The organism is Marinobacter gudaonensis (genome assembly GCF_900115175.1).
GTDB classification, from domain to species: domain Bacteria; phylum Pseudomonadota; class Gammaproteobacteria; order Pseudomonadales; family Oleiphilaceae; genus Marinobacter; species Marinobacter gudaonensis.
This window is the reverse complement of sequence record NZ_FOYV01000005.1, coordinates 74,652-97,618: the sequence shown is the minus strand read 5'-3', so window position 1 is coordinate 97,618 and position 22,967 is coordinate 74,652. Positions and strand designations below refer to the sequence as shown.

Genomic DNA, 22,967 nt, shown 5'->3' with positions numbered 1-22,967 from the left:
ATAACGCCGGTGGTAATGGGCGGCTACGGAGCGCAGCGTAGTAGGCGTCCCGTTGACCACTTGGTTAAATTCAATCCGAGACTTTCGCTGCCGTCGCTATGTAACAATGGCCCTCGTACTCTCCAAGTGGCAGGCTCATCGAACTCTGATGTATACCACCCTCACCGTCCGTCTCTTCTGCAAAATGAATAATGAGCTCTTTCTCGGGCTTTAGGTTTATTTTGTAGCGTACGCCGTTCATCTCATACTCGGTCAAACCGTCTTCCGGGAAGTCGACAATCTCAGTGCCAACAACGGTTTTTTCGAAGTTCCGCTCAAAGCTTCGTTTAATTGAATCACGGGTGAACTCGTCGACTCCCTCCATGTAATACATGTCGAGCACGCTGGAAATTTCCCCTGATGAAACTGCCTCGCCAACCATTTGGGCAAAGTCACTATCACAGCCTGGTGGTGGCTCAGAGCAAGCAGACAAAACAACTGTAGAAGCCAAAAGAAAATGTTTCATATTCCTCCCTGAATTTAACGCTTTTGTTTAGCGGCGCCCCGACAGGGGCGTCCGGTGGAGGCCGAAGGCCGGAACGAACTACAACAAATTGTTATATCAGTTGGTTATGGCTCACAGCGCTCAATCTTGAGCCAAGTCCTTGTTGAGGCTTCCGGTTTGCAGCTATCTGATTTCAAAAAAGTCTTCATATTTACCAGTGACGGGATTTAACACACAGGCAAGATCGACGTAACATCCATGCCTTTCCACTCCGACTATGACCTTCAAAGCCTCGCCGCCATCGTAGCGAATGGCATAAAACCCAGTGTTAGGAAATTCGTCCGGCGGCATAAATTCGTGACGGACTGAACCATCTAGATTAAAAATATATCCTTGAGTATGCATGCCTGAATTTGGAACGACAGCGACACCATCACCCTCTTTCAGTTCGACGCCACCAATCGGGAAAGAAAATTCTTTTAGAACCCTCTGCCCCGCGAAGTTCCAAGAGCAATAATTCTCGCCTTTAGAAAAACTTATAGCCTCTTCGGGGCCTCTAGCAGGCATTTACTTCTCTCCTCGAAAGGTTACCAAAGACGATATAACGCCTTGAATAAGCCGCCAATTTGGAGCGGCAGCGGAAAATTGGTCGGCTTGATTCACTGGTTATGCGATCTTCGCCCAATTTCAACTATCGCCTTCTCGGTAATCGCTTGCAGAGCATCAGGGTGGAGATCAGATCCTCTGGTACCACCGCGATTTGGAACAGCGTGATCCATTGCCTTGACCTTTGAAAGGTATGCCTCAAGAAGGGGAAGCGCCTCGGGCTTACCAATTTTGCCAAGCGCTTCAACAACTGTAGCTTTTTCGGCGCTGCTCTCAGCATCAAAAGCCAGCACTAATCTATCAAGTGAGCGCGAGGACCCGATATTGCCCAAGGCCTCAACTGCACTCATGCGAGCCAGGAGAAAATCATGATCAAGAGTGCGATGCAATATTGGCAAAAGCTGGGTATCGTCTTCCCCTACCATCAGAGCCAAACCAGAAGCACACATGTTCACAATCTGCTTCTCATCGCTCTTTAATCGCTGCGCCAGCTCATCAATGTATTGTCTAGCACCGAGATATCCCAAATTGAAACAGGCCCAAGCGACTACCTCATGATCAGAGTCCTGCAGAAACGGTTCAATTTCCTCGGCCCTTTCTAAGTCGCTTGAATACCCGACCTCTTCAATAAAAGCTTTTTTTTCAGCTCTGCTGTCCAGAGAGCCTCCCCCGCACCCAGCCATCAGAATGAACACCAGAAAAACAGCAGCTTTCATAATCGTTTTTTTCGCATAACAGCTAATTATACGAACGCGTTCGTATATCCCTCGTTCGTAAAACTCCATTAAAAAGCGCCCAAAGAAAAAGACTTTCTCTAACAAAAACAGCCCTTTGAGCACCAACCACCACAGCTACCGCCGGAGTTATACGCCCTTTTCCGAGCTACTCCTACTTCGCCATGGGCGTATAACTCCATCCTTCTTTCTGCAACTTTTCAACCCTATCAGATAGTTAGCAAAATTTCTCAAGCAATTTCAGGAGTTTTGCGAACGCGTTCGTATAACTCCGCCAACACCAGCCTCTTGACTTCAACGCAAACCGATATACTGTATAAAAAAACAGTGGATGAGGATGGATATGGATATCCCTACCCCGATACCTGCGCAACCAACCCGTTTTTTAGACAAAGTTCGGAGTTTTATTCGCCTGCGGGGCATGGCATATAAAACAGAGAAAACCTACCTGTTCTGGATCAAACGTTTCATCCGCTTCCATGGCCTCCAACACCCTGAAGCCATGGGTTCGGCAGAAGTGGAGGCATTTCTGTCTCACCTGGTTTTGCAGGCGAACGCAAGTGTCTCAACCCAAAGAGTTGCTTTAAACGCATTGGTATTTTTATACCGCGAATTCCTCAGCCAACCCCTGGACGACCTGAAGTTCGAACAGTCCAGAAAGCCGGCAAAGCTTCCAACTGTGTTTAGTGCGGAAGAAGCCAGCTCTGTTATTCGCAACCTGAGCGGAGATTACCGGTTGGTTGCCATGCTCCTGTACGGATCCGGCCTGCGTATTAATGAAGCACTGCGCCTACGGGTGAAAGATGTTGATTTTGATATGCAACAATTGATTGTTCGGAGCGGCAAAGGCGGCTTTGGTGTTCGAAGCCCTGTCGACGAGTCCTTCTAACTCTCCCAGTTACTGGCAGGCATTCGCTTTACGTGAATGTGGCTGATCAAGCGGATGGTCGGGCGGATCAGGAACTGGAAGCTGCCGATGATGAACAGCCAGATGGCCGCCTTTTCGTATTCTGGGAACAGGAAGAGAACACTGCCCAGCAGGAACCAGATGGCGATGAAGAAGTCGTTGATGATGCTGATCATCTCGTAACGGCGGCGAATGATCAGTTCTTCATGGCCCAGTTTCAGGGTGAGCGGGTTGTCGGTACGGTTTTCAACCATTCAGTGGATGATCTCCGATGGAAAGAACACGGCGGAAAACGGGTTCCGCCGTGGTTGGAATTATTGCATGTCGTTGAAGGTGGCATCGGTTCTGGCCGCCAGGATGAAGTCATTCTTGTGCAGCCCGCCAATTTCGTGGCTCCACCAGCTCACGGCGACTTTCCCATACTCAAGCACAATTACGGGGTGATGGTCTTCGGCTTCGGCCAGCTCACCGATCTTGTTGGTGAACTCCAGAGCCTTGAGAAAGTTTTTAAGCTTGTAAACCTTGTGAAGCTGCTCTTCTCCCTCAATTTCGAGGATTTCCCAGTCTGGCACGTCTTTGTGCAGTTGCTGCTTTTCTTCCTCGGTGGCCTTGGGCGCATTCGGGCTGCAGGCTTCACAACTGTGTTCTTTCAGGGCACTCATGCCAACCTCCATGGTCGATGGCTGTAGTACAAGCGTGGGTCGTGCCTCCGGGTTTATCAACCCTTCTCTTGAAATCCGGCCACTTTCAGAATACTGTATATTTAAACAGTATTTCGAGAGATCACACCATGAGCGAGCTTCTGAACACGCTGATGCAGGATGCCCGTGTCTGGCAGGGGCACCGTCACACCCAGACCACACAGCCTGCGGCGCCCACAGGGTACCAGGTTCTGGATAACCAGCTTGGTGGACTGGGCTGGCCACGGGGCGCCCTGAGCGAATGCCTTCTGGACGCGCCGGGTATTGGTGAGCTGCACCTGTTGCTGCCGTTGATGCAGAGGGTATGCGGCGAGGGCCAAACCGTGTTCTGGCTGAATCCTCCCCACACGCCCTATGCCCCCGCCCTGGCTCGGGAAGGCATAAATCTGGATCAGGTGGTGCTGATTCACACAGAAGACGATGGGGATTTTCTGTGGACACTGGAGAACTGCCTGCGCTCACCGGTTACCGGCCTGGTGATGGCCTGGCCGGGCAAGCTGGCCGCCCGGGAGGTACGGCGCCTGCAACTGGCGGCTGAAGCCGGCAGCAACGTGTGCGTGCTGTTCCGGGAGCGGCAGTACGCCGGGCAGAATTCTCCGGCCGCCCTGCGCCTGGAACTGGAGCCCGATGAGCAGCAGGCACTCAAGGTGAATGTACTCAAGCGCCGGGGCAGTTGGCCCGGGCAGCGTTGCTCACTGGCCATGGCGCACCGGGCAGATCTTGCCTTCCGGGACGCCACCCGGGTTGTTCGCGGCCCCTGGTCGGGTTCAGCCGGGCAATAACGCACCATGCTCTGGCTGTATCTGCACTTCCCGCACCTGGTGCTGGACCACATTCGTCGCACCCGGGAAAACCAGGGCGCGCTGGTGATTGTGGAAGGTTCTGGCCAGAAGGTGGTTCAGGCCTGCCCCGAGGCAAGAAGCCTGGGTATCCGCAAGGGTATGCGCCTGAAAACCGCTATCAGCCTGGCGCCGGATCTCGGCATGGTGCGTTCCGACAATGCCCGTGAGGCGTCTATCCTGGAAGATCAGGCCCGCTGGCTGTACCGGTACGCAGCCCACATTGTGCTGGTACCACCCGATGGCCTGCTGGCCGAAGTGGGCAGCCTGCAAAAGCTGTACGGCGGGCTGCCGGCCGTCTGGCAAACGGTGGAACAGGGGCTCAATGAGCGCCAGCTCAATGCCTGGATTGGTATTGCCCATACACCCCTGGCCGCCCGCCTGATTGCCCGCGCCGGTAAAGGCGAGTGCACCGACGACAAAGGCCACATTCTCAGAACCCTGGGCCAGATGCCGCTTCTGGCTGCGGAATTGGATGAGAAGGCCTGCACACGGCTGCAGCGCCTGGGTCTGAACACCCTGGGGGAAGTGTTCGGGTTACCGGCCAAGGAGCTGGCGCGGCGCCTATCTCCGGAACTGCTGGCCTATATCCAGAAAATCCAGGGTACCCGGCCAGACCCTCGCTCCCCTTGGCAACCGCCCCATTCGTTCAGGCAGCAGGCAGACTTTGTGCAGGAAATCGAGCATACCCAGGGACTGCTGTTCCCGTTGCAGCGCATCCTGAATGAGCTGGAAGAGGATCTGTGCTGGCGTCAGCAGGATACCGACAGCTTGCGGCTGGTTCTGAGGCACCGGCACTCGGAACCCACCCGGCTGCAGATTCGCACCTCCGGGCCGGAACACCGGGCCGAGCAGTTCCTCAATCTGATTCGCCTGCGGCTTGAGCAGCACGAGCTGCGGGCACCAGTGATTGCCCTGGTGCTGTCGGTCAAACGCTTCCTGCCCCGGGAGGCGCCGTCCGGGCAGGATCTGCTGGGCGAAACCCGGGATCTGAACGAGGCCTGGCATACCCTGATCAGCCGGTTGCAGGCCCGGCTTGGCGATCAGGCGCTCAGGCAGCTCTCGCCCCAGGCCGATCATCGTCCCGAACGGGCCTGGTCGGCTTCAGAGGTTCTGCGCAAACCCCGAACCTCGTCAGTGCCGGCAGCAGAACTGCCCAGACGCCCGTTGTGGCTTTTGAAAGGCCCGCAACCGCTCACCGAGGCACCCGTTGCCTGGTTCTCCGGGCCGGAACGCATCAGCGGCGGCTGGTGGGATGGCCAGAGGGTACATCGGGACTACTACATTGCCCAACTGAACAGCGGCCAGTTGGCCTGGGTTTTCCGGGACGCCCGGGAAGGCTGGTTTGTGCATGGATGGTTTGGCTGATGCCCGAACAGCCGTACGCAGAACTGTTCTGCTTCAGCAACTTCACCTTCCTGACCGGCGCCTCTCACCCTCACGAACTGGCTGAGCGGGCCCACGCGCTGGGCTATACCGCCCTGGCCATTACCGATGCCTGCTCGGTAGCGGGCATTCCCCGGGCCTGGGCGGCGCTGGCAGAGAGCCCGGTCAAGCTCATTACTGGCAGCTGGTTCGAGCTTGCCAATGCGCCACCGGGCGCCTGTGAGCCGCGTTTTATCCTTCTGGCCCGCACCCGCCAGGGCTACGGCCAGCTCTGCCAGTTGATCACCACAGGCCGACGCCGGGCGGAGAAAGGCCAGTACCGTCTGTTTTACCGGGATATTGAAACCCATGCTCTGGATGACTGCCTGTGCCTGTGGCTGCCGCCCTCACCCACCGAGGCTGGCTCCGATCAGGCCCTGGCCTGCGGCGAGTGGCTGGGCCGCCTGTTTGACCCAAGGCTCTGGATCGGCGCCGCCCGCACCCTGGAATCCGGCGAGGAACAGCGCCTGGCCCGAATACACTGGCTGGCAGACCAGCTGCGCCTCCCGGTAGCCGCCGTGGGCGAGGTGCACATGCACAGCCGCGAACGCCAGCCTCTGCAGGATGTGCTCACCGCCCTGCGCAATCACACCAACCTGGAAAACGCCGGCCATTGCCTGTTCCAGAACGGTGAGCGGTACCTGCGGCCGCTGCCGGTGTTGCAACGGCTGTTCCCGCAAGCATGGCTGAACGAAACCCTGGCGATTGCCCGGCAGTGCACCTTCGAGCCCGGCAGCCTGCGCTACGAATACCCGCCCGACCTGGTGCCCGAAGGCGAAACTCCGGCCGGCTATCTGCAACGCCTCACCCGCGAGGGCGAACGCCGGCGCTATCCGGACGCCACGCCACTGCAGGTGCAGAGCCTGATCCGCAAGGAACTGGGCCTGATCTCGGAAATGCAGTACGAGCACTATTTCCTCACCATCCACGACATCGTGGCCTTTGCACGCAGCCAGGGCATTCTCTGCCAGGGTCGGGGCTCGGCCGCCAACTCCGCGGTCTGCTATTGCCTGGGCATCACCGAGGTGAACCCGGCCAATGTGGAGTTGCTGTTCGAACGCTTTATCTCCAAAGACCGGAACGAGCCACCGGATATTGATGTGGATTTCGAGCATGAGCGCCGTGAGGAAGTTATCCAGTACATCTACCGGCGCTATACCCGCGAGCGCGCCGCCCTGGCCGCCACGGTGATCCGTTACCGGCCAAAAAGCGCCATTCGTGATGTCGGCAAGGCCCTGGGCTTTGATCCGGCCCTGGTGGAACAGCTACTGGAAGGCATCGACTGGCGAGACAAGGCCACCAACTGGCGCCAGCAGATTCTCGACAAGAACATAACCCGCAACCCCCGGGTGGCCGATCAGTTCTTTACCCTGGTCAATACCCTGCTGGGCTTTCCCCGGCACCTGTCCCAGCACGTGGGCGGCTTTGTGATCAGCGCCGGGCCGCTGGCCGAACTGGTACCGGTGGAGAACGCCGCCATGGCCGATCGCACCGTTATCCAGTGGGACAAGGACGATCTCGAGAGCCTGGGCCTGATGAAGGTGGATGTGCTGGCGCTAGGTATGCTCTCCGCCATTCGCAAGGCACTGGCGCTGATCAGCGAGGAAAAGGGCCAGACCTTCCGGATGCAGGATGTGCCCCAGGAGGATCGGGCTACCTACGCCATGCTCCAGAAAGGCGACAGCATCGGTGTGTTCCAGGTGGAGTCCCGGGCCCAGATCAACATGCTGCCGCGCCTGAAGCCGGAAACCTACTACGACCTGGTGATCGAAGTGGCCATTGTGCGCCCCGGCCCCATCCAGGGCGACATGGTGCATCCGTACCTGCGCCGCAAACACGGCCTGGAGCCGGTGGACTACCCCAACGATGCCGTGCGCAAGGTGCTGGAACGCACCCTGGGCGTGCCCATTTTTCAGGAACAGGTGATCAAACTGGCCATGGTGGCCGCGGGCTTCTCTGCCGGCGAGGCCGACCAGCTGCGCCGGGCCATGGCCGCCTGGAAATCCCACGGCGACCTGACGCCGTTCCGGGAGAAGCTGGTCACTGGCATGCTCGAGCGTGGCCACGATGCCGACTTCGCCGAACGCCTGTACCAGCAGATCTGCGGTTTTGGCGGCTACGGCTTCCCGGAATCCCACGCCGCCAGCTTTGCCCTGCTGGTGTATGTGTCGGCCTGGATCAAACGGCACTACCCGGCCGCCTTCTACTGCGCCCTGCTCAACAGCCAGCCCATGGGGTTCTATTCGCCCTCCCAGCTGGTACAGGATGCCCGTCGCCATAACGTGGCCGTACTGCCGCCAGACGTGAACGCCAGCCAATGGGACCATACCCTGGAAGGCGAGACACGCCACCTGCGCCTGGGCCTGAGAATCATCCAGGGCCTGTCCGCCAGCGGCGCGGAACGCATTCACCAGAACCGGCCGGCGGGCGGCTACCGCTCCGCCGGCGAACTGCGCCGTCTGGCCGCGTTGAACCAGCGCGATATGGAACTGCTCGCCGGCGCCAACGCCATGCCGGGCTTCACCGCCAACCGCCACCAGGCCTACTGGCAACTGCTCGACCACGAACAGCCCACCGAACTGTTTGCCGAAGACACCGCGGTGGATTACCAGGCTGAGGATTGCCCCCAGCTGCCGGAACCATCCGAAGGCCAGAACGTACTGGCCGACTACTCCAGCCAGGGCCTCACCCTCCAGCGCCACCCCCTCGCCCTGCTCCGGCAACAGGGCCACCTGAAATTCTGCCTCAGCGCCGAACAGCTCAAAACCACCCGCGCCGGCGTTCCCGTGCAGGTGGCCGGCCTGGTAACCGGCCGCCAACGCCCCGGCTCCGCCTCGGGGGTTACCTTCGTTACCCTGGAAGACGAAACCGGCAACGTGAATGTGGTGGTGTGGCTGGAAACCGCACGGCGGCAGCGCAAGCCTTTGCTGACCGCCCGTTTGCTGCATGTGAAGGGCGTTCTGGAGCGGCAGGGGGATATTGTGCACGTGATGGCGGGCCGGCTTTCGGACCTCAGTCACCTGATCCACTCATTGCCGGTTCATTCCCGGAATTTTCACTGAACATAAAAAAACCCCGCACAAAGGCGGGGTTTCCTCAAAGCAGCGGTAAATGATCAGCTCAACAGCTTGATCATCACACCCGCAGCCACCGCAGAGCCGATAACACCGGCCACGTTCGGACCCATGGCGTGCATCAGCAGGAAGTTCTGCGGGTTGGCTTCCAGGCCTACCTTGTTGGAGACCCGGGCCGCCATTGGCACCGCGGAGACACCGGCAGAACCGATCAATGGGTTGATCTGCTCCTTGCTCAGCTTATTCATCAACTTCGCCATCAGAACACCACAGGCGGTACCGATACCGAAGGCCACGATACCCAGGCCCAGAATACCCAGGGTCTGGGCATCCAGGAACTTGTCGGCCATCAGCTTGGAGCCAACGGACAAGCCCAGGAAAATGGTGGTGATGTTGATCAGCGCATTCTGGGCGGTATCGCTCAGACGCTCCACCACGCCACATTCACGCAGCAGGTTACCGAAGCAGAACATACCCAGCAGCGGCGCCGCATCCGGCAGGAACAGAACCACGGCAATCAGTACGACCAGCGGGAAGGCAATCTTCTCGCGCTTGCTGACCGGGCGCAGCTGGGTCATCTTGATCTTGCGCTCTTCCGGAGAAGTCAGCGCCTTCATGATCGGCGGCTGGATCATCGGCACCATTGCCATGTAGGCATAGGCGGAAACCGCAATCGCACCCAGCAGATGCGGAGCCAGAACACTGGCCACGTAGATGGACGTGGGGCCGTCGGCACCACCGATGATACCGATCGCTGCCGCTTCCAGGATGTTGAACTCCAGCACGCCGGTCCAGTCCAGCAGGGCCGCACCCAGCACGGTTCCAAAGATACCGAACTGAGCGGCTGCACCCAGGAGCATGGTCTTGGGGTTGGCCAGCAACGGACCGAAGTCAGTCATTGCGCCCACGCCCATGAAGATCACCAGAGGCCCGATGGTGCTGCCAATAACCACCGAGTAGAAGTTGTAGAGCATGCCGTTGCCGTAACCGAAGTCCTGGGCAATGGAGTTGGCCATCGCCATTTCGGAATAGCTGGCCTCTTTCACCGCTACCTTGAAGGCTTCCTTCAATTCCGGCGTGATCGCCTGGCCGGCCTGATAGGCCACGTCCAGGGGAGCCGCCAGCGCGGCCAGAATCTCGGCCGTGCCGTTCTTCAGGGCAAAGTGAATGGCATTCTCAGCCGCAGTCAGGGCAAGCCCTGCCTCCGGAATATTCGCCAGGATACCGCCAAACCCGATGGGTACCAGCAGCAACGGCTCAAACCCCTTGCGGATCGCAAGGAACAGAAGGAGAAGGCCGATGGCAATCATGATTACCTGGCCGATCTCTATGTTGAACAGGCCACTGCCTGTCCAGAGCGTCATTAGTTTTTCCATGGAATGCTGGCCCTTTATGCGATTGTCAGCATTTCATCATCAGGGGAGACGGCATCACCGACCTTGATGAAGACTTCGCCGATGGTACCGGCCTTCGGTGCGCGCACCTCGGTTTCCATTTTCATGGCCTCGAGGATAATCAGCACATCGCCCTCTTCAACGGTGTCACCCGGGGAAACCAGAACCTTGAAGATGTTGCCACCCAGCGGGGCAACCACGGGCTCGCCTTCGCCGGCGGCCGGGGCCGGAGCGGAAGAGGCCGCCGGTGCGGAGGCGGCACCGCCTTCACCCTGGATCTGGCTAATCTCACCACCCTCGGAAACGGCCACCACGTACTTCTTGCCGTTGACTTCCACGGTGTAGGTTTCAGGGCCGGAAGCCTTCTTGGCCGGGGCAGCGTCCTCTTCGCTCGGAACCGGTTCGAACGCGTCCGGATTGTTCCGATTCTCAAGGAACTTCAGGCCAATCTGCGGGAACAGTGCGTAGGTCAGCACGTCGTCCTCAAGGTTGTCGGCCAGTTTGATGCCCTTCTCGTCCGCCAGCTTCTTCAGCTCGTCGGTCAGCTTGTCCATTTCCGGCTCAAGCAGGTCCGCCGGGCGGCAGGTCACAGGCTCTTTGCCATCCAGAACGCGCTCCTGCAGCTCCTTGTTGAACGGGGCCGGCGCGGCGCCGTACTCGCCCTTCAGGATGGCGGAGGTTTCCTTGGAAATGGACTTGTAACGCTCGCCCGTCAGCACGTTCAGTACCGCCTGGGTACCAACGATCTGGGAGGTGGGCGTTACCAGCGGAATGAAGCCCAGGTCTTCGCGAACCTTGGGAATCTCAGCCAGTACGTCGTCGAACTTGTCGATGGCGTTCTGTTCCTTCAGCTGGTTTTCCATGTTGGTCAGCATCCCACCCGGCACCTGGGCAATCAGGATGCGGGAATCGGTGCCACGCAGGCTGCCTTCGAAGCGCGCGTACTTCCGGCGTACCTTGCGGAAGTAGCTGGCGATTTCTTCCAGCAGGTTCAGATCCAGGCCGGTGTCACGGTCAGTGCCTTCCAGGATCGCAACCACCGCCTCGGTGGGCGAATGGCCGTAGGTCATGCTCATGGAGGAGATAGCAGTATCGACGTTATCGATGCCGGCTTCCGCCGCCTTGATGGCCGTGGCGGTAGACATGCCGGTGGTGGCATGGCACTGCATGTGGATCGGGATATCCAGCTCTTTCTTCAGACGGCTGACCAGCTCGTAAGCAACGTAAGGCTTGAGGATGCCCGCCATGTCCTTGATGGCAATGGAATCGGCGCCCATGGAGGCGACTTCCTTGGCCATGTCCACCCACATGTCGATGGTGTGCACCGGGCTGGTGGTGTAGGCGATGGTGCCCTGGGCATGCTTGCCGGTTTTGCGCACGGCCTTTATGGCACGATCCAGGTTACGCGGATCGTTCATGGCGTCAAAAATACGGAACACGTCTACGCCATTCTCGGCGGCACGCTCACAGAAACGGTCTACTACATCATCGGCGTAGTGCCGGTAACCCAGGAGGTTCTGGCCACGCAGGAGCATCTGCTGCTGGGTGTTGGGCATGGCCTTCTTCAGTTCGCGAATGCGCTCCCAGGGATCTTCGCCGAGGTAACGGATGCAGGAGTCAAAGGTAGCTCCACCCCAGGATTCCAGAGACCAGAAACCGACCTTGTCGAGTTTCTCGGCAATGGGCAGCATGTCATCAAGCCGCATACGGGTGGCAAGCAGGGACTGGTGGGCGTCACGCAGGATAACGTCCGTAATCCCCAGCGGTTTCTTTGTGTCAGTCATCGTGTCAGCCTTCTGTTTAAAGGTTCTAGTCTTTTACCGGTTCACTTCTTGTGGCGGGACCGGAATTGTGCAATCGCCTTCTTGATGGCCTCGGCGGTGTCAGGGTCAACCGACGCGGGCGCCTTCGGCTTGGCACGTGGCGTTTTGGCCGGGGTTGCCGGCTCCTCTGGAGCAAACCGCAGGATGAGTTTGGACATCAGGCCGGTTGCGAACACCAGAATAATCAGGAACACAAACACGAAGCCCATACCCGCAATCATCAGATCGACGGCTTGTGACATCAGGTCATTCATATCGAACAGCTACCTGTATTGATTTAGGTTTCTCCGGAACTTGCGCGGCCTGACCAGTTAGACTAAGGTCTAATGCTCTGGCCGAACGAATTCCGTCGGCAAAATCCTGCGTAATTTACCGTTTTAGCTGCTCAGGGGCAACCTGAATGCAAAATGCTATACGGAGTTTCCGAGCGTCACGGCCTGAAATGACACCCCGGCAATGCAGCCGTATCAGGGCTTATTCAGGCATATCGAACGCGCATTTTTCTCCCCTTCACCCGACCGCTCTCGAGCCTTGAAAGCGCCTTTGCAGCCAGGGATTTTTCTACTGCCACAAAGCACTGGTGATCAAACAGATCAATCTTGCCGACCGCAGAGCCCGCAATACCGGCCTCGCCGGTCAGAGCTCCAAGCACATCCCCGGGACGCAATTTGTCCTTCCGACCCGCCGCGATGCAGAGTGTGCTCATGGCCGGCGCAACCGGGCGAATCGGATTTGCCAAAAGCGCTTCGGTATCACCCCAAACCACGCTGCGACCGCGCTCGGCCTCAATACGACTGATTTTATGCCCCTGGGCGGGCGTACAGAAGGTAATGGCATGCCCCTGCTCTCCGGCCCTGCCTGTGCGACCAATGCGGTGGGTGTGTACCTCGGGATCGCGGGCTGGCTCGGCATTGACCACCAGCGGCAACGACTTGATATCCAGCCCGCGGGCGGCAACATCGGTGGCCACGAGAATGGAGCAGCTCTGATTGCCGAAGCGCACCAGAACACTGTCACGGTCTTTCTGCTCCAGATCTCCGTGCAGGGCCAGCGCAGAAAATCCCCGATCTCCCAGTTCGGTCGCGAGCTCGTCGCAGTGTTGTTTGGTGGTGCAAAACACAATACAGGACTCCGGCTGACGCTCGGACAACAGCGCCACCACCGCGTCCGTTCGCGAGGATGGCGACACCTCGTAGAAGAGTTCTTCGATATCCGGGTTGTCACCGCCGCCTTCCTGCGCCCGTATATCCAGAGGATCCTTCTGGTACTGGCGGCTCAGGTCACGAATGGCGTCAGGCCAGGTCGCCGAGAACATCAGTGTCTGACGCGCCGGCGGCGTCTGCGACAATATGTCTTCCATCGCCTCCTGAAACCCCATGTCGAGCATCCGGTCGGCTTCATCAAGCACCACCGTTTTCAGCCGCCCAAGGGATAGGGTCTGCTTGCGCAAATGGTCCTGAATCCGGCCCGGGGTTCCAACCACCACGTGGGCGCCGTGGCTCAGGGAACCAATCTGAGGGCCGATTGGAACGCCACCGCAGAGGGTCAGCACCTTGATGTTCTCCCGGGCCCGGGCCAACTCTCTGACCGCCTTGGCCACCTGATCCGCCAGTTCGCGTGTTGGGCATAACACCAGGGCCTGCACCGCAAACAGCTTCGGGTTCAGCCGCTCAACGAGGCTGATGCCAAACGCCGCGGTTTTGCCACTGCCGGTTTTTGCCATGGCAATCACATCCCGGCCCGAGAGGCCCGGCCGGATTGCTTTTGCCTGGATTTCTGTAGGCGTTTCAAAACCCAGATGAGCGAGGTTGGTGAGCATGGCGGGCGAAAGGCCAAAGTCATTGAAAGAAGACATAGAAGCAAATTCCGGAATCAGCACTAAGCTGGCTATGAAGGCGAGTGTGAGGGCGTATAATGGTGCGCGTCTGGCCGCAAGAATACCAGAATCCGACACGAAAGAACGGAGCAACTGATGCCATCCCTGCAGGATCAACTACTTAAAGCCGGCCTCGCCGACGAGAAAAAAGCCAAGGCCATTCGGAGCGAAAAACGCAAACAGCGCAAGCAGCAACCCAAGGGCGCCGTCCAGGAAAGCGAGGCCGAGATTAGGGCGCGCAAGGCCCGCGAGGAGAAGGCCGAGCGCGATCGCCAGCTAAACCTCGAGCGGCAGAAGGCAGCCGAGAAAAAAGCCATTCAGGCCCAGATCCGGCAACTGGTGGAAACCAACCGGCTGGATCGAAGTCGCGGTGAAACTTCCTACCAGTTCGTTCACGACAAGAAGATCAAGAAAATCTTCGTGGACGACACCATGGTTGACCAGCTCTCACGCGGTCGCCTGGCTATTGTCTTCGTGAACGATCAATACGAGATTGTGGCCGAAGCAGTGGCGCGGAAAATCATGGAACGGGATGAAAGCGCTGTGGTTGTCCTGCACGATCGCGAGGCCGATGACGCCGGCGAGGATGACCCTTACGCCGGCTATGAAATTCCTGATGACCTGATGTGGTAATGGAATGATGAACGGGGCGCCCCGGTTTAAATCGGAGCGCCCGGGCGCTCAGTGCAACCTGTGGCGATCAAAAATCTCGCGCACCTCGCGCTCTGTCTCCTCCGGAACAATGACCTTGACCAGTTTGGCCTCTTCATCCAGATAGATATTGTCTCGTGGAATGCCGGTGGCAATCAGGTCATCCCAGGTGTTTTTCGCCTGGTCGTGGTTATCGTAAGAGCCATTGATGGTTTTGTTCATAGCACGACTCCTTCTTTCCGATAATAAATGTCCCTGCATTTATAAGCGTAGGAGTGAAGGCAAGGTTTGTGCAAATATTGATCAATTCTAAATTGACCGGGAGCAATTGAACCTCTTATCGGTTCAAATCCTTGCAGACTCCGAGATCTGCAAATAAAAAACCCCGCACAAGGCGGGGTTTTTTATTTGATATGGCGCGGCTGGGAGGATTATTCGGGCCTTCGGCCCTCACCCCTTCGGGGTCGCCGTCGCGTGGCTCCGGCGCTCCTCAGCACACTTCGTGTGCTTCGGTCGAACCTCTTATCGGTTCAAATCCTTGCAGACTCCGAGATCTGCAAATAAAAAACCCCGCACAAGGCGGGGTTTTTTATTTGATATGGCGCGGCTGGGAGGATTCGAACCTCCGACCGCCTGGTTCGTAGCCAGGTACTCTATCCAGCTGAGCTACAGCCGCTTGAAACTGGTTGCAGTGTCGATCGATGGCGCGGCTGGGAGGATTCGAACCTCCGACCGCCTGGTTCGTAGCCAGGTACTCTATCCAGCTGAGCTACAGCCGCACATTGATCGATTGCAGTGGCCGAACGCTAATTCAGCCTGTCTCTTTTCCCGGGAGGGAAATGGCGGAGAGGGAGGGATTCGAACCCTCGATACGCGCAATGCGTATGGTTCCTTAGCAGGGAACTGGTTTCAGCCACTCACCCACCTCTCCTTGAGAACGGGGCGTATACTACCATAATTTTTCTGTTTTCATAGGGTTGACACGAGATTTTTCGGCCTCGCTTACCCCGCCCATCAAAAAAGCCGTTCAGGTTTCCCATGAACGGCTTTCGGTCTTTCAGCTGTTACCGGGTTCCGGCTCTTCAGAGCCTTTTTCCGACTGAATTCGCTGATAGATTTCTTCACGGTGTACCGCAACTTCCTTCGGGGCATTAACGCCAATGCGTACCTGATTGCCCTTTACTCCAAGAACGGTGACGGTGATGTCGTCGCCGACCATCAGAGTTTCGCCAACGCGGCGAGTCAAAATCAACATATCCCTTACTCCCTATCCAGAGCTACCTGTTCCGAAAAAATCATTATTTCTACTTTTTTTGCTTTTATAGTGAGAACTCAAGCTGTGCAAAAGAAGCACATTCCCTTATACGGACACTAATCTCCATAAGCTCAGCCAATGGTTCTCTTTCTTCTTGAGCCCCGCAAACCGACCTGACGTTTGCGTTTTCAGGCTTCTTCCACCCCGGGCTTGTCAAGCTCAAAAGCACTGTGCAGTGCGCGAACCGCAAGCTCAAGATATTTCTCATCAATCACCACAGAAATCTTGATTTCCGAGGTGGAGATCATCTGAATGTTGATACCCTCATTGGAAAGGGCACCGAACATCTTGGTGGCAACACCCGCATGGGAGCGCATGCCTACACCAACAATACTGACCTTGGCGATCCTGCTATCACCAGTCACTTCACCCGCGCTCAGTTCGTTTGCCACGCCCTCAAGCACCGCTTTGGCCCGCTTGAAATCGTTACGGTGAACGGTAAACGTGAATGCGGTTTTGTTGTCCTCGCCCACGTTCTGGACAATCATGTCCACCTCGATGTTGGCATCACTCACCGGCTTGAGAATGCGCAGCGCGCTGCCCGGCGTGTCGGGCACGCCCGATATGGTCAGTTTGGCTTCATCGCGGTTAAAAGCAATGCCGGAAACAACCGGTTGTTCCATGGCGTTTTCATCCTCAAGAGTGATCAGGGTGCCTTCGCCTTCCTGGAAGCTGGAAAGAACCCTCAGTGGAACGTTGTACTTGCCTGCAAATTCGACGGAACGAATCTGGAGTACTTTGGACCCCAGACTCGCCATCTCAAGCATTTCTTCAAAAGTGATGCGATCCAGCCGCCGTGCGCTGTCCACCACCCGGGGATCGGTGGTATAGACACCGTCCACATCAGTGTAGATCTGGCATTCGTCGGCTTTCAGTGCCGCCGCCAGCGCTACCGCCGTGGTATCCGAACCGCCCCGTCCGAGCGTGGTGATGTTGCCGTTGTCATCAATGCCCTGGAAACCGGCGACGACGACCACGCGGCCAGCGTCCAGATCCTCACGCATGCGCTGTTCATCAATCTGCTTGATCCGCGCTTTGGTATGGCTGCTGTCGGTCACAATCCGCACCTGCGCCCCGGTGTAGGAACGGGCTTCACAACCCCGTTTCTGCAACGCCATGGAGAGCAAAGCAATGGTGACCTGCTCGCCGGTTGAGACCAGCACGTCCATTTCACGGGGAGTGGGCTCCTCCATGATCTGATTTGCCAGCGCAATCAACCGGTTGGTCTCGCCGCTCATGGCGGAGACAACCACCACCACATCGTGGCCTTCCCTGCGGAAACGGCACACCTTCTCGGCCACCGCCTCGATACGCTCGGTGGATCCCACCGAGGTACCACCAAATTTCTGAACCAACAGAGCCATTTTCGTCCAATATCCGGAAGAGGGAACTCACAGCGGGGCCCTGCCCCGCCACTCGAAACAAACGGGCGGAATTATAAACTCCGGTCCGCCCGCGAAAACAGTTGCCTACGCGATATTTTTCTCGACCCAGGCCGGAACACCGGCCAGCGCCTCGGCCAGCTTGGAGGGATCGCTGCCGCCGCCCTGGGCCATGTCCGGGCGACCGCCACCCTTGCCGTCCACCTGGGCCGCCAGATGCTTCATCAGGTCACCGGCCTTGATCTTTCCGGTGGCAGATTTGGTAACGCCGGCAACGAGGGTCACTTTGCCGTCTTCAACACTGGCCAGAACAACCACGCCCTCGCCCAACTTGTTCTTCAACTGGTCGGCGGTTTCCATCAGGGACTTGCGATCAGCGCCCTCCAGTTCAGAGGCCACCACCTTCAGGCCGCCTACTTCGACTGCCGATGCCGCCAGGTCGCTGCCGGCTGAGCTTGCCAGCTTGGCCTTCAGCGCGTCGATGTCTTTTTCAAGCTGGCGATTGCGATCCAGGGTTTGCTGCACTTTCTCAACCACGGATTCACGGGTGGCTTTCACCAGACGCGCCGTCTCGCGCAGGGTACGCTCGGTGCCCTCAATCCACTCGAGAGCGCCCAGACCGGTGACCGCTTCAATACGGCGCACACCCGAGGAGATACCACTTTCCGAGGTAATGCGGAACAGCCCGATATCGCCGGTGCGGCCAACGTGGGTGCCGCCACACAGCTCCACCGAGTAGTTGTCGGTGCCCATGCTGAGCACACGAACCACATCGCCGTATTTCTCGCCGAACAATGCCATGGCGCCCTTCTTCTGAGCCTGCTCCATGTCAGTAATTTCCGTCTGTACCGGCGTGTTCTCGAGGATCTGCTCGTTCACCTGGCGTTCGATTTCGCGCAACTGTTCCGGCGTCACCGCTTCGAAGTGAGAGAAGTCAAAGCGCAGCTTGTCCGGGTCTACCAGAGAGCCTTTCTGGGTCACATGTTCACCGAGCACCTTGCGCAGTGCCGCGTGCAGCAAGTGTGTTGCAGAGTGATTGCGCTTGGTGCGCTCCCGACGACGGTGGTCGATGCGCGCATCCACTTCCAGCCCCGGGAACAGCTCACCTTCGATCAGCGTACCCAGGTGCAGGTGGTTGTCACCTTCCTTACGAGTGTCGGTTACCTGGAAACGGCCACCGCTCCAGGTCAGCAGGCCGGTATCGCCCACCTGGCCACCGGATTCGGCGTAGAACGGGGTACGCTCGAGCACCACCACCGCTTCGTCGCCGGCCTCGGCGGTTTTCTCTTCGCCGTTGACGATAACGGCGCGAATCTTCTCGTGGCCGTCAACGTGTTCATAGCCGGTGAACTCGGTCTTACCCTCGATCCGCAGGCCTTCGGCGTTGTAGTCGATTCCGAACTTGCTGGCCGCGCGGGCGCGCTCACGCTGGGCTTCCATGGCTTTTTCGTAGCCTTCGTAATCCAGCGTCAGGCCGCGCTCGCGGGCAATGTCGTTGGTCAGGTCTACCGGGAACCCATAGGTGTCGTACAGGGTAAAGATGGTCTCGCCCGGAATCTCGGTGCCCTTGAGCTCGGCGATGTCCTGTTCGAGCAGGCGCAGCCCCTTGTCGAGAGTCTTGGCAAACTGCTCCTCTTCCTGCAACAGCACCTTCTCGATCTGGGTGCGGCTGCTGACCAGCTGCGGGTAGGCCTCACCCATCAGTTCCACCAGCGCACCGGTCAGCTTGTAGAAGAACGGACCAGTTGCGCCCAGTTTGTTGCCATGACGGGCCGCCCGGCGAATGATCCGGCGCAGCACGAAACCGCGGCCTTCATTAGAGGGCATCACGCCGTCGGCGATCAGGAAGGCACAGGAGCGGATATGATCAGCCACCACTCGCAGTGAGGCCTCGGTGGTTGCCGCACCACCCAGAACCGATGATGCCGCCGCCAGCAGGTCCTGGAACAGATCGATTTCGTAGTTGCTGTGCACGCCCTGCAACACCGCGGTAATACGCTCAAGACCCATGCCGGTATCCACGGAGGGCTTGGGCAGCTTCATCATCTCGCCGTCCGCCGTACGGTTGTACTGCATGAATACAACGTTCCAGATCTCGATGTAGCGGTCACCGTCTTCTTCCGGCGAGCCGGGCGGGCCGCCGGCCACGTCCGGGCCGTGGTCGTAGAAGATCTCGGTGCAGGGACCGCAGGGCCCGGTATCGCCCATCTGCCAGAAGTTGTCCGAGGCGTAGCGGGCACCCTTGTTGTCACCGATGCGCACAATGCGGTCGGAAGGCACGCCGATTTCCTTGTTCCAGATGTCGTAGGCTTCGTCGTCTTCGGCGTACACCGTTACCCAGAGCTTTTCCTGGGGCAAAGCCAGCCAGTCATTGCCAGTGAGGAAGGTCCAGGCATAGTTGATGGCTTCGCGCTTGAAGTAATCGCCGAAGCTGAAGTTGCCAAGCATTTCGAAGAAAGTGTGGTGGCGGGCGGTGTAACCCACATTCTCAAGGTCGTTGTGCTTACCGCCGGCGCGGACACACTTCTGTGAGGTGGTCGCCCGGTTGTAATCGCGTTCTTCGCGACCAAGGAACACGTCCTTGAACTGGTTCATCCCGGCGTTCGTGAACAGCAACGTCGGGTCATCCGCAGGTACCAGAGAACTGCTGGGAACGATGGTATGACCTTGCTGTTTGAAATAATCCAGGAACGCCTGACGCAATTCTGCGGTTTTCATAGCCCTTTGATACCTTTCCAGAAACCCGCCGGGGGAGCCGCCGGGTCCGCGATTGAACACGAATACTTACATGCCTGTGCAAATCCGCTACTCTAGCACACGCCGAGAACAGGAAAAACGTGAAACATCACAGGAGAATCCATGCCCCGACGCTTCCATGACGCCGAGGAACTGCTTCCACCGGCCACTGCTCTGAAGCGGGCTCTGGCCATTATTTACGACGGCCTGATCAGCATTGCCGTCCTTCTGGTCGCCACCTGGGGCTACACCATGGTAGCGGGCTGGATAACCGGCTGGGAACGCTACGAACAGATGGCCGAAGCGGGCCAGATCTCCGGCGATCCCGGCCTTACCTTCACGCTGTTCCTGGTGCTCTACCTGTTCTTCGCCTATTTCTGGACCCGCATTGGCCAAACCCTGGGCATGCAGGTGTGGCGGGTAAGAATCGAGAATCTGGACGGAACGTCCGTGAGCTGGACACAGGCTCTGAAGCGCTACATCACGGCAGCCGCCGTGTTGTTCCTGACGCTGCTGGCAAGTTATTACGTGGGCGCCGTTACTCTGCTGGTTTCAATCCCCGCCATCATCGCCCTGTTCTACCCCATCAACGGTCTGTCAGTCACCGATCGGTTATCCGGGAGTGTGGTGGTTGCCGTGCCCAGGGAAACCGCCAACAAGAAGCACGGCGCGGACAAGACGCCCAAAACCGGTTGAAAAAGCCCTCTAACGCGGTCAGCCTGCCCGTCGCATCAGCAAGGCGCCGGCCACCGCGCTTATCGCAATCGGAACCAGCACCGCCAGCATCGGGTTGAAGCCGTAGACCAGCGACATGGGGCCAAGCAGATCCTGCATGTATTTGAACAGCAGTCCTACCAGCAGCCCTGTGAACACCCGGAAGCCCATGGTTACCGAGCGCAGCGGGCCGAAAATGAACGAGATGGCCACCAGCACCATCACCGCCGTTCCCAGTGGCATCAACGCCTTTTTCCAGAACGCCAGCCAGTAAGGCGCGGCGTTAAGACGCTGTTCATCGAGATAGGACGCATAGGTATAGAGGCCCGTCATGGAGAGATTTTCCGGCTTCACGATCAGAACGCTCAACACACTCGGCGAGAGCCCGGTTTCCCAGCGCTCGCTGGGTGAGGTTTCCCGAATCGTTCGGGACTCTTCCAGCCGGGTGGTGCGAACGTTCTCCAGAAGCCAGTGGTCGCCCTGGTAGATCGCCCGTCGGGCAAAGCTGGCCGACACCATCTGCCTCTGATCATCGAACCGGAAGCGGGAGATGCCATGGAGCACGCCGTTAGGCTGAACTGCGTTCAGGTGAATGTAGACATTGCCTTCCTTGTGCCAGACCCCGGAAGCCGATGCCACGTTACTCCCGGCACCCAGCGCCACTGCCTTGTCGCTCTGGGCGACACGCTCGGCCGGTGGTGCCACGTATTCCCCGATCAGTACACCGAGAATCACCACCAGCAGAGCCGGCTTCATGGCAGACCAGACAATGCGCCTCAGGGACACACCGGCCGCTCGGATCACCGTCAGTTCCGAGGAACTGGCCATGGAGCCCAGCCCCACCAGGCAGCCCATGAACGCCCCGAGGGGCAGGTAGTCGTAGATTCGTCGGGGCAGTGTCATCACGACATACCAGAGTGCCTGAAGGGTCTGGTAATCGTTCCGGGTATCCTCAAGCTCGGCGATGAACGCGAAGATCAGGTCCAGTGACAGCACCACCACCATCACCAGGAACATCGCGCCGCCAACCGTGCGCATGACATAACCGTCAATCCGGCGCATGGGCAGCCCCCTCCCTGGTCAGCCGGCGGCGATACAGCCAGGCCGGACCAAACTGCAGCCAGAGCCCGAATGCCAGGAACAGCGCGTGCACCCAGAGCATGCCGATCCACTCTGGCACCTTGCCCTCCGCCAGCCAGTCACGGGCGACAATCAGCAGACCCAGATAGGTGATGTAGACGAGCATCGCCGGCAGCAGGTGGAAGAACCGCCCCTGCCTGGGGTTCACCCGGCTGAGTCGCACGGCCAGCAAGGTGACCACCGGCACAATGAGAGGCAGCGACAGTCGCCAGTGCAGCAGTGCCCGATCTTCCGGACGATCCGACTGCATCAGGCTCCAGGTGCTGGTGCCCTCCTCCAATTCCCGGGTGCCGGCCTGGCCGCTTTCGATTTTCAGCCCGTAGGCTTCAAAATCGATGGTGGTGTAATCCAGCTCACCCGCTGCGCCTTCAAACCGGCCGCCGTCTTCCAGAATCAGGAACCGACTACCGGTTTCCGGATCCACCAGCTGGGAGCCGGACTCGGCGGTAATGATCGTCAGCCCCTTGCCGTCCTCGGCATACTCGGCAATGAACACGCCCTGTAACTGGCGTTTGTCCTCGCTGAGCCCCTCCGTGTAGGTAACACGGCCACCGGAGGAAAAGTCCTGGAACCGGCCCGGCGCCAGCATCTCGAATTCCGTTGCCTTGCGCTGCTCGTTGAATATCTTTTCTACCTGGCTCATGCCCCAGGGGGAGATGTACAGACTCATGGCACCGACAACGATCATCACGGGCAGGCTACCCAGTAGCGTTTTGCCAAGAAGTGCCCGATCACTGACGCCACAGGCAAAAAGCACGGTCATCTCGCTTTCAAGATACATACGTCCGTAGGCGAGCAGGATGCCAATAAACAGCCCAAGGGGCAGAATCAGCTCCAGAAACCCCGGAAACCGGTAAGCCATGATTTCGAACAGAACACCGGCGGAAATACTTCCCTGCGCCGCGCTGTCCAGATACTTCAGGAAACGGCCACTCATGAACACCAGCAGCAGAATGCCGGAAACAGCAATCATACTGACCATGATCTGGCGTATCAGATAGCGGAATATAATGCTCAAGTCGGACTCTCTGGCCGTGGGCGTTGCAATGTGATGGCTACCGGGAACAGCGCGTATTCTATGTAACCTTGTAGCCGAATGACAGAGCGTTGGGCACGTCAGACCACCCGGACCGGGCGTTGGCACCGCCCCGATCGCTTGATAATGT

Annotated in this window: 21 protein-coding genes and 3 tRNA genes; 6 read left to right on the top strand and 18 right to left on the bottom strand. The window is 58.3% G+C overall.

Annotated features, from left to right (window positions below; genetic code table 11):
* Positions 1-70: 70 nt before the first annotated feature.
* The 3 genes from BM344_RS17305 to BM344_RS17295 form a co-directional block, all read right to left on the bottom strand.
* On the bottom strand, positions 71-505 hold the full coding sequence (locus BM344_RS17305) for a hypothetical protein (protein ID WP_139229608.1): 435 nt from the start codon (positions 503-505) through the stop codon (positions 71-73).
* A 162-nt stretch (positions 506-667) separates the two neighbouring features.
* Entirely contained in the window at positions 668-1,051 is a 384-nt protein-coding gene (locus BM344_RS17300) for a hypothetical protein (protein WP_091992429.1), read from the bottom strand.
* Between the two features lie 92 nt (positions 1,052-1,143).
* On the bottom strand, positions 1,144-1,929 hold the full coding sequence (locus BM344_RS17295; protein WP_139229659.1) for a HEAT repeat domain-containing protein: 786 nt from the start codon (positions 1,927-1,929) through the stop codon (positions 1,144-1,146).
* 232 nt (positions 1,930-2,161) lie between these two features.
* Here BM344_RS17295 and BM344_RS17290 point away from each other — a divergent pair, with 232 nt between their 5' ends.
* Positions 2,162-2,713 carry a phage integrase N-terminal SAM-like domain-containing protein gene (locus BM344_RS17290; protein ID WP_091992427.1) on the top strand — a complete coding sequence of 184 codons (552 nt, stop codon included), beginning with the start codon at positions 2,162-2,164 and terminating at the stop codon, positions 2,711-2,713.
* Here the strand turns inward: BM344_RS17290 and BM344_RS17285 are convergent.
* Both BM344_RS17285 and BM344_RS17280 read right to left on the bottom strand, forming a co-directional pair.
* Positions 2,710-2,985, bottom strand: a complete 276-nt coding sequence (locus tag BM344_RS17285; protein WP_091992426.1) for a YrhK family protein — start codon at positions 2,983-2,985, stop codon at positions 2,710-2,712. The genes BM344_RS17290 and BM344_RS17285 overlap by 4 nt on opposite strands.
* Positions 2,986-3,045: 60 nt before the next feature.
* Positions 3,046-3,393, bottom strand: coding sequence for a 4a-hydroxytetrahydrobiopterin dehydratase (locus tag BM344_RS17280; RefSeq protein WP_091992436.1), 348 nt, complete (start codon positions 3,391-3,393; stop codon positions 3,046-3,048).
* A gap of 128 nt (positions 3,394-3,521) precedes the next feature.
* On the opposite strand from BM344_RS17280, the gene imuA reads away from it, so the two are divergent.
* The 3 genes from imuA to BM344_RS17265 are packed head-to-tail and all read left to right on the top strand — an operon-like array spanning position 3,522 to position 8,758.
* Entirely contained in the window at positions 3,522-4,214 is a 693-nt protein-coding gene (gene imuA, locus BM344_RS17275) for a translesion DNA synthesis-associated protein ImuA (RefSeq protein ID WP_091992425.1), read from the top strand.
* Between the two features lie 6 nt (positions 4,215-4,220).
* Positions 4,221-5,639, top strand: coding sequence for a Y-family DNA polymerase (locus BM344_RS17270; RefSeq protein ID WP_091992424.1), 1,419 nt, complete (start codon positions 4,221-4,223; stop codon positions 5,637-5,639).
* Complete coding sequence (locus BM344_RS17265; protein WP_091992423.1) at positions 5,639-8,758, top strand: error-prone DNA polymerase; 3,120 nt, start codon at positions 5,639-5,641, stop codon at positions 8,756-8,758. The genes BM344_RS17270 and BM344_RS17265 overlap by 1 nt, the downstream gene beginning before the upstream one ends.
* 53 nt (positions 8,759-8,811) lie before the next feature.
* Here the strand turns inward: BM344_RS17265 and BM344_RS17260 are convergent, their stop codons facing one another.
* From BM344_RS17260 to dbpA, 4 genes are all read right to left on the bottom strand, one after another.
* Complete coding sequence (locus BM344_RS17260) at positions 8,812-10,146, bottom strand: sodium ion-translocating decarboxylase subunit beta (RefSeq protein WP_407656876.1); 1,335 nt, start codon at positions 10,144-10,146, stop codon at positions 8,812-8,814.
* A gap of 14 nt (positions 10,147-10,160) precedes the next feature.
* Complete coding sequence (gene oadA, locus BM344_RS17255) at positions 10,161-11,948, bottom strand: sodium-extruding oxaloacetate decarboxylase subunit alpha (RefSeq protein ID WP_091992421.1); 1,788 nt, start codon at positions 11,946-11,948, stop codon at positions 10,161-10,163.
* Positions 11,949-11,989: 41 nt separating this feature from the next.
* Positions 11,990-12,241 carry an OadG family protein gene (locus tag BM344_RS17250; RefSeq protein WP_091992420.1) on the bottom strand — a complete coding sequence of 84 codons (252 nt, stop codon included), beginning with the start codon at positions 12,239-12,241 and terminating at the stop codon, positions 11,990-11,992.
* A 224-nt stretch (positions 12,242-12,465) separates the two neighbouring features.
* Complete coding sequence (gene dbpA, locus BM344_RS17245; protein WP_091992419.1) at positions 12,466-13,842, bottom strand: ATP-dependent RNA helicase DbpA; 1,377 nt, start codon at positions 13,840-13,842, stop codon at positions 12,466-12,468.
* Positions 13,843-13,959: 117 nt separating this feature from the next.
* Here dbpA and BM344_RS17240 point away from each other — a divergent pair, with 117 nt between their 5' ends.
* Complete coding sequence (locus BM344_RS17240) at positions 13,960-14,496, top strand: DUF2058 domain-containing protein (RefSeq protein ID WP_091992418.1); 537 nt, start codon at positions 13,960-13,962, stop codon at positions 14,494-14,496.
* A gap of 48 nt (positions 14,497-14,544) precedes the next feature.
* Here BM344_RS17240 and BM344_RS17235 read toward each other — a convergent pair whose 3' ends face one another.
* From BM344_RS17235 to alaS, 7 genes are all read right to left on the bottom strand, one after another.
* Entirely contained in the window at positions 14,545-14,736 is a 192-nt protein-coding gene (locus tag BM344_RS17235) for a hypothetical protein (protein ID WP_091992417.1), read from the bottom strand.
* A 377-nt stretch (positions 14,737-15,113) separates the two neighbouring features.
* Positions 15,114-15,190 (bottom strand) — tRNA-Arg (locus BM344_RS17230).
* Positions 15,191-15,216: 26 nt separating this feature from the next.
* A tRNA-Arg gene (locus BM344_RS17225) sits at positions 15,217-15,293 on the bottom strand.
* Positions 15,294-15,354: 61 nt separating this feature from the next.
* Positions 15,355-15,445 (bottom strand) — tRNA-Ser (locus tag BM344_RS17220).
* 126 nt (positions 15,446-15,571) lie between these two features.
* On the bottom strand, positions 15,572-15,769 hold the full coding sequence (csrA, locus tag BM344_RS17215; protein ID WP_008172808.1) for a carbon storage regulator CsrA: 198 nt from the start codon (positions 15,767-15,769) through the stop codon (positions 15,572-15,574).
* 188 nt (positions 15,770-15,957) lie between these two features.
* Entirely contained in the window at positions 15,958-17,193 is a 1,236-nt protein-coding gene (locus BM344_RS17210) for an aspartate kinase (protein WP_091992416.1), read from the bottom strand.
* A 105-nt stretch (positions 17,194-17,298) separates the two neighbouring features.
* Positions 17,299-19,929, bottom strand: a complete 2,631-nt coding sequence (alaS, locus tag BM344_RS17205) for an alanine--tRNA ligase (protein WP_091992415.1) — start codon at positions 19,927-19,929, stop codon at positions 17,299-17,301.
* A gap of 141 nt (positions 19,930-20,070) precedes the next feature.
* On the opposite strand from alaS, the gene BM344_RS17200 reads away from it, so the two are divergent.
* Complete coding sequence (locus tag BM344_RS17200; RefSeq protein WP_091992414.1) at positions 20,071-20,643, top strand: RDD family protein; 573 nt, start codon at positions 20,071-20,073, stop codon at positions 20,641-20,643.
* Positions 20,644-20,661: 18 nt separating this feature from the next.
* Here the strand turns inward: BM344_RS17200 and lptG are convergent, their stop codons facing one another.
* Together lptG and lptF are read right to left on the bottom strand one after the other, a co-directional pair.
* Positions 20,662-21,723 (bottom strand): LPS export ABC transporter permease LptG, encoded by a 1,062-nt coding sequence (gene lptG, locus BM344_RS17195; RefSeq protein ID WP_091992413.1) that lies wholly within the window; start codon positions 21,721-21,723, stop codon positions 20,662-20,664.
* Positions 21,710-22,819 (bottom strand): LPS export ABC transporter permease LptF, encoded by a 1,110-nt coding sequence (lptF, locus tag BM344_RS17190; RefSeq protein ID WP_091992412.1) that lies wholly within the window; start codon positions 22,817-22,819, stop codon positions 21,710-21,712. Before lptF ends, lptG begins: the two co-directional genes overlap by 14 nt.
* Positions 22,820-22,967 lie beyond the last annotated feature (148 nt).

Bases quoted from the DNA above. Each gene is read 5' to 3' on its own strand.
- BM344_RS17305 (WP_139229608.1), bottom strand. From the start codon at position 505: ATGAAACATTTTCTTTTGGCTTCTACAGTTGTTTTGTCTGCTTGCTCT.
- BM344_RS17300 (WP_091992429.1), bottom strand. From the start codon at position 1,051: ATGCCTGCTAGAGGCCCCGAAGAGGCTATAAGTTTTTCTAAAGGCGAG.
- BM344_RS17290 (WP_091992427.1), top strand. From the start codon at position 2,162: ATGGATATGGATATCCCTACCCCGATACCTGCGCAACCAACCCGTTTT.
- BM344_RS17285 (WP_091992426.1), bottom strand. From the start codon at position 2,985: ATGGTTGAAAACCGTACCGACAACCCGCTCACCCTGAAACTGGGCCAT.
- BM344_RS17280 (WP_091992436.1), bottom strand. From the start codon at position 3,393: ATGAGTGCCCTGAAAGAACACAGTTGTGAAGCCTGCAGCCCGAATGCG.
- imuA (WP_091992425.1), top strand. From the start codon at position 3,522: ATGAGCGAGCTTCTGAACACGCTGATGCAGGATGCCCGTGTCTGGCAG.
- BM344_RS17270 (WP_091992424.1), top strand. From the start codon at position 4,221: ATGCTCTGGCTGTATCTGCACTTCCCGCACCTGGTGCTGGACCACATT.
- BM344_RS17265 (WP_091992423.1), top strand. From the start codon at position 5,639: ATGCCCGAACAGCCGTACGCAGAACTGTTCTGCTTCAGCAACTTCACC.
- BM344_RS17260 (WP_407656876.1), bottom strand. From the start codon at position 10,146: ATGGAAAAACTAATGACGCTCTGGACAGGCAGTGGCCTGTTCAACATA.
- oadA (WP_091992421.1), bottom strand. From the start codon at position 11,948: ATGACTGACACAAAGAAACCGCTGGGGATTACGGACGTTATCCTGCGT.
- BM344_RS17250 (WP_091992420.1), bottom strand. From the start codon at position 12,241: ATGAATGACCTGATGTCACAAGCCGTCGATCTGATGATTGCGGGTATG.
- dbpA (WP_091992419.1), bottom strand. From the start codon at position 13,842: ATGTCTTCTTTCAATGACTTTGGCCTTTCGCCCGCCATGCTCACCAAC.
- BM344_RS17240 (WP_091992418.1), top strand. From the start codon at position 13,960: ATGCCATCCCTGCAGGATCAACTACTTAAAGCCGGCCTCGCCGACGAG.
- BM344_RS17235 (WP_091992417.1), bottom strand. From the start codon at position 14,736: ATGAACAAAACCATCAATGGCTCTTACGATAACCACGACCAGGCGAAA.
- csrA (WP_008172808.1), bottom strand. From the start codon at position 15,769: ATGTTGATTTTGACTCGCCGCGTTGGCGAAACTCTGATGGTCGGCGAC.
- BM344_RS17210 (WP_091992416.1), bottom strand. From the start codon at position 17,193: ATGGCTCTGTTGGTTCAGAAATTTGGTGGTACCTCGGTGGGATCCACC.
- alaS (WP_091992415.1), bottom strand. From the start codon at position 19,929: ATGAAAACCGCAGAATTGCGTCAGGCGTTCCTGGATTATTTCAAACAG.
- BM344_RS17200 (WP_091992414.1), top strand. From the start codon at position 20,071: ATGCCCCGACGCTTCCATGACGCCGAGGAACTGCTTCCACCGGCCACT.
- lptG (WP_091992413.1), bottom strand. From the start codon at position 21,723: ATGCGCCGGATTGACGGTTATGTCATGCGCACGGTTGGCGGCGCGATG.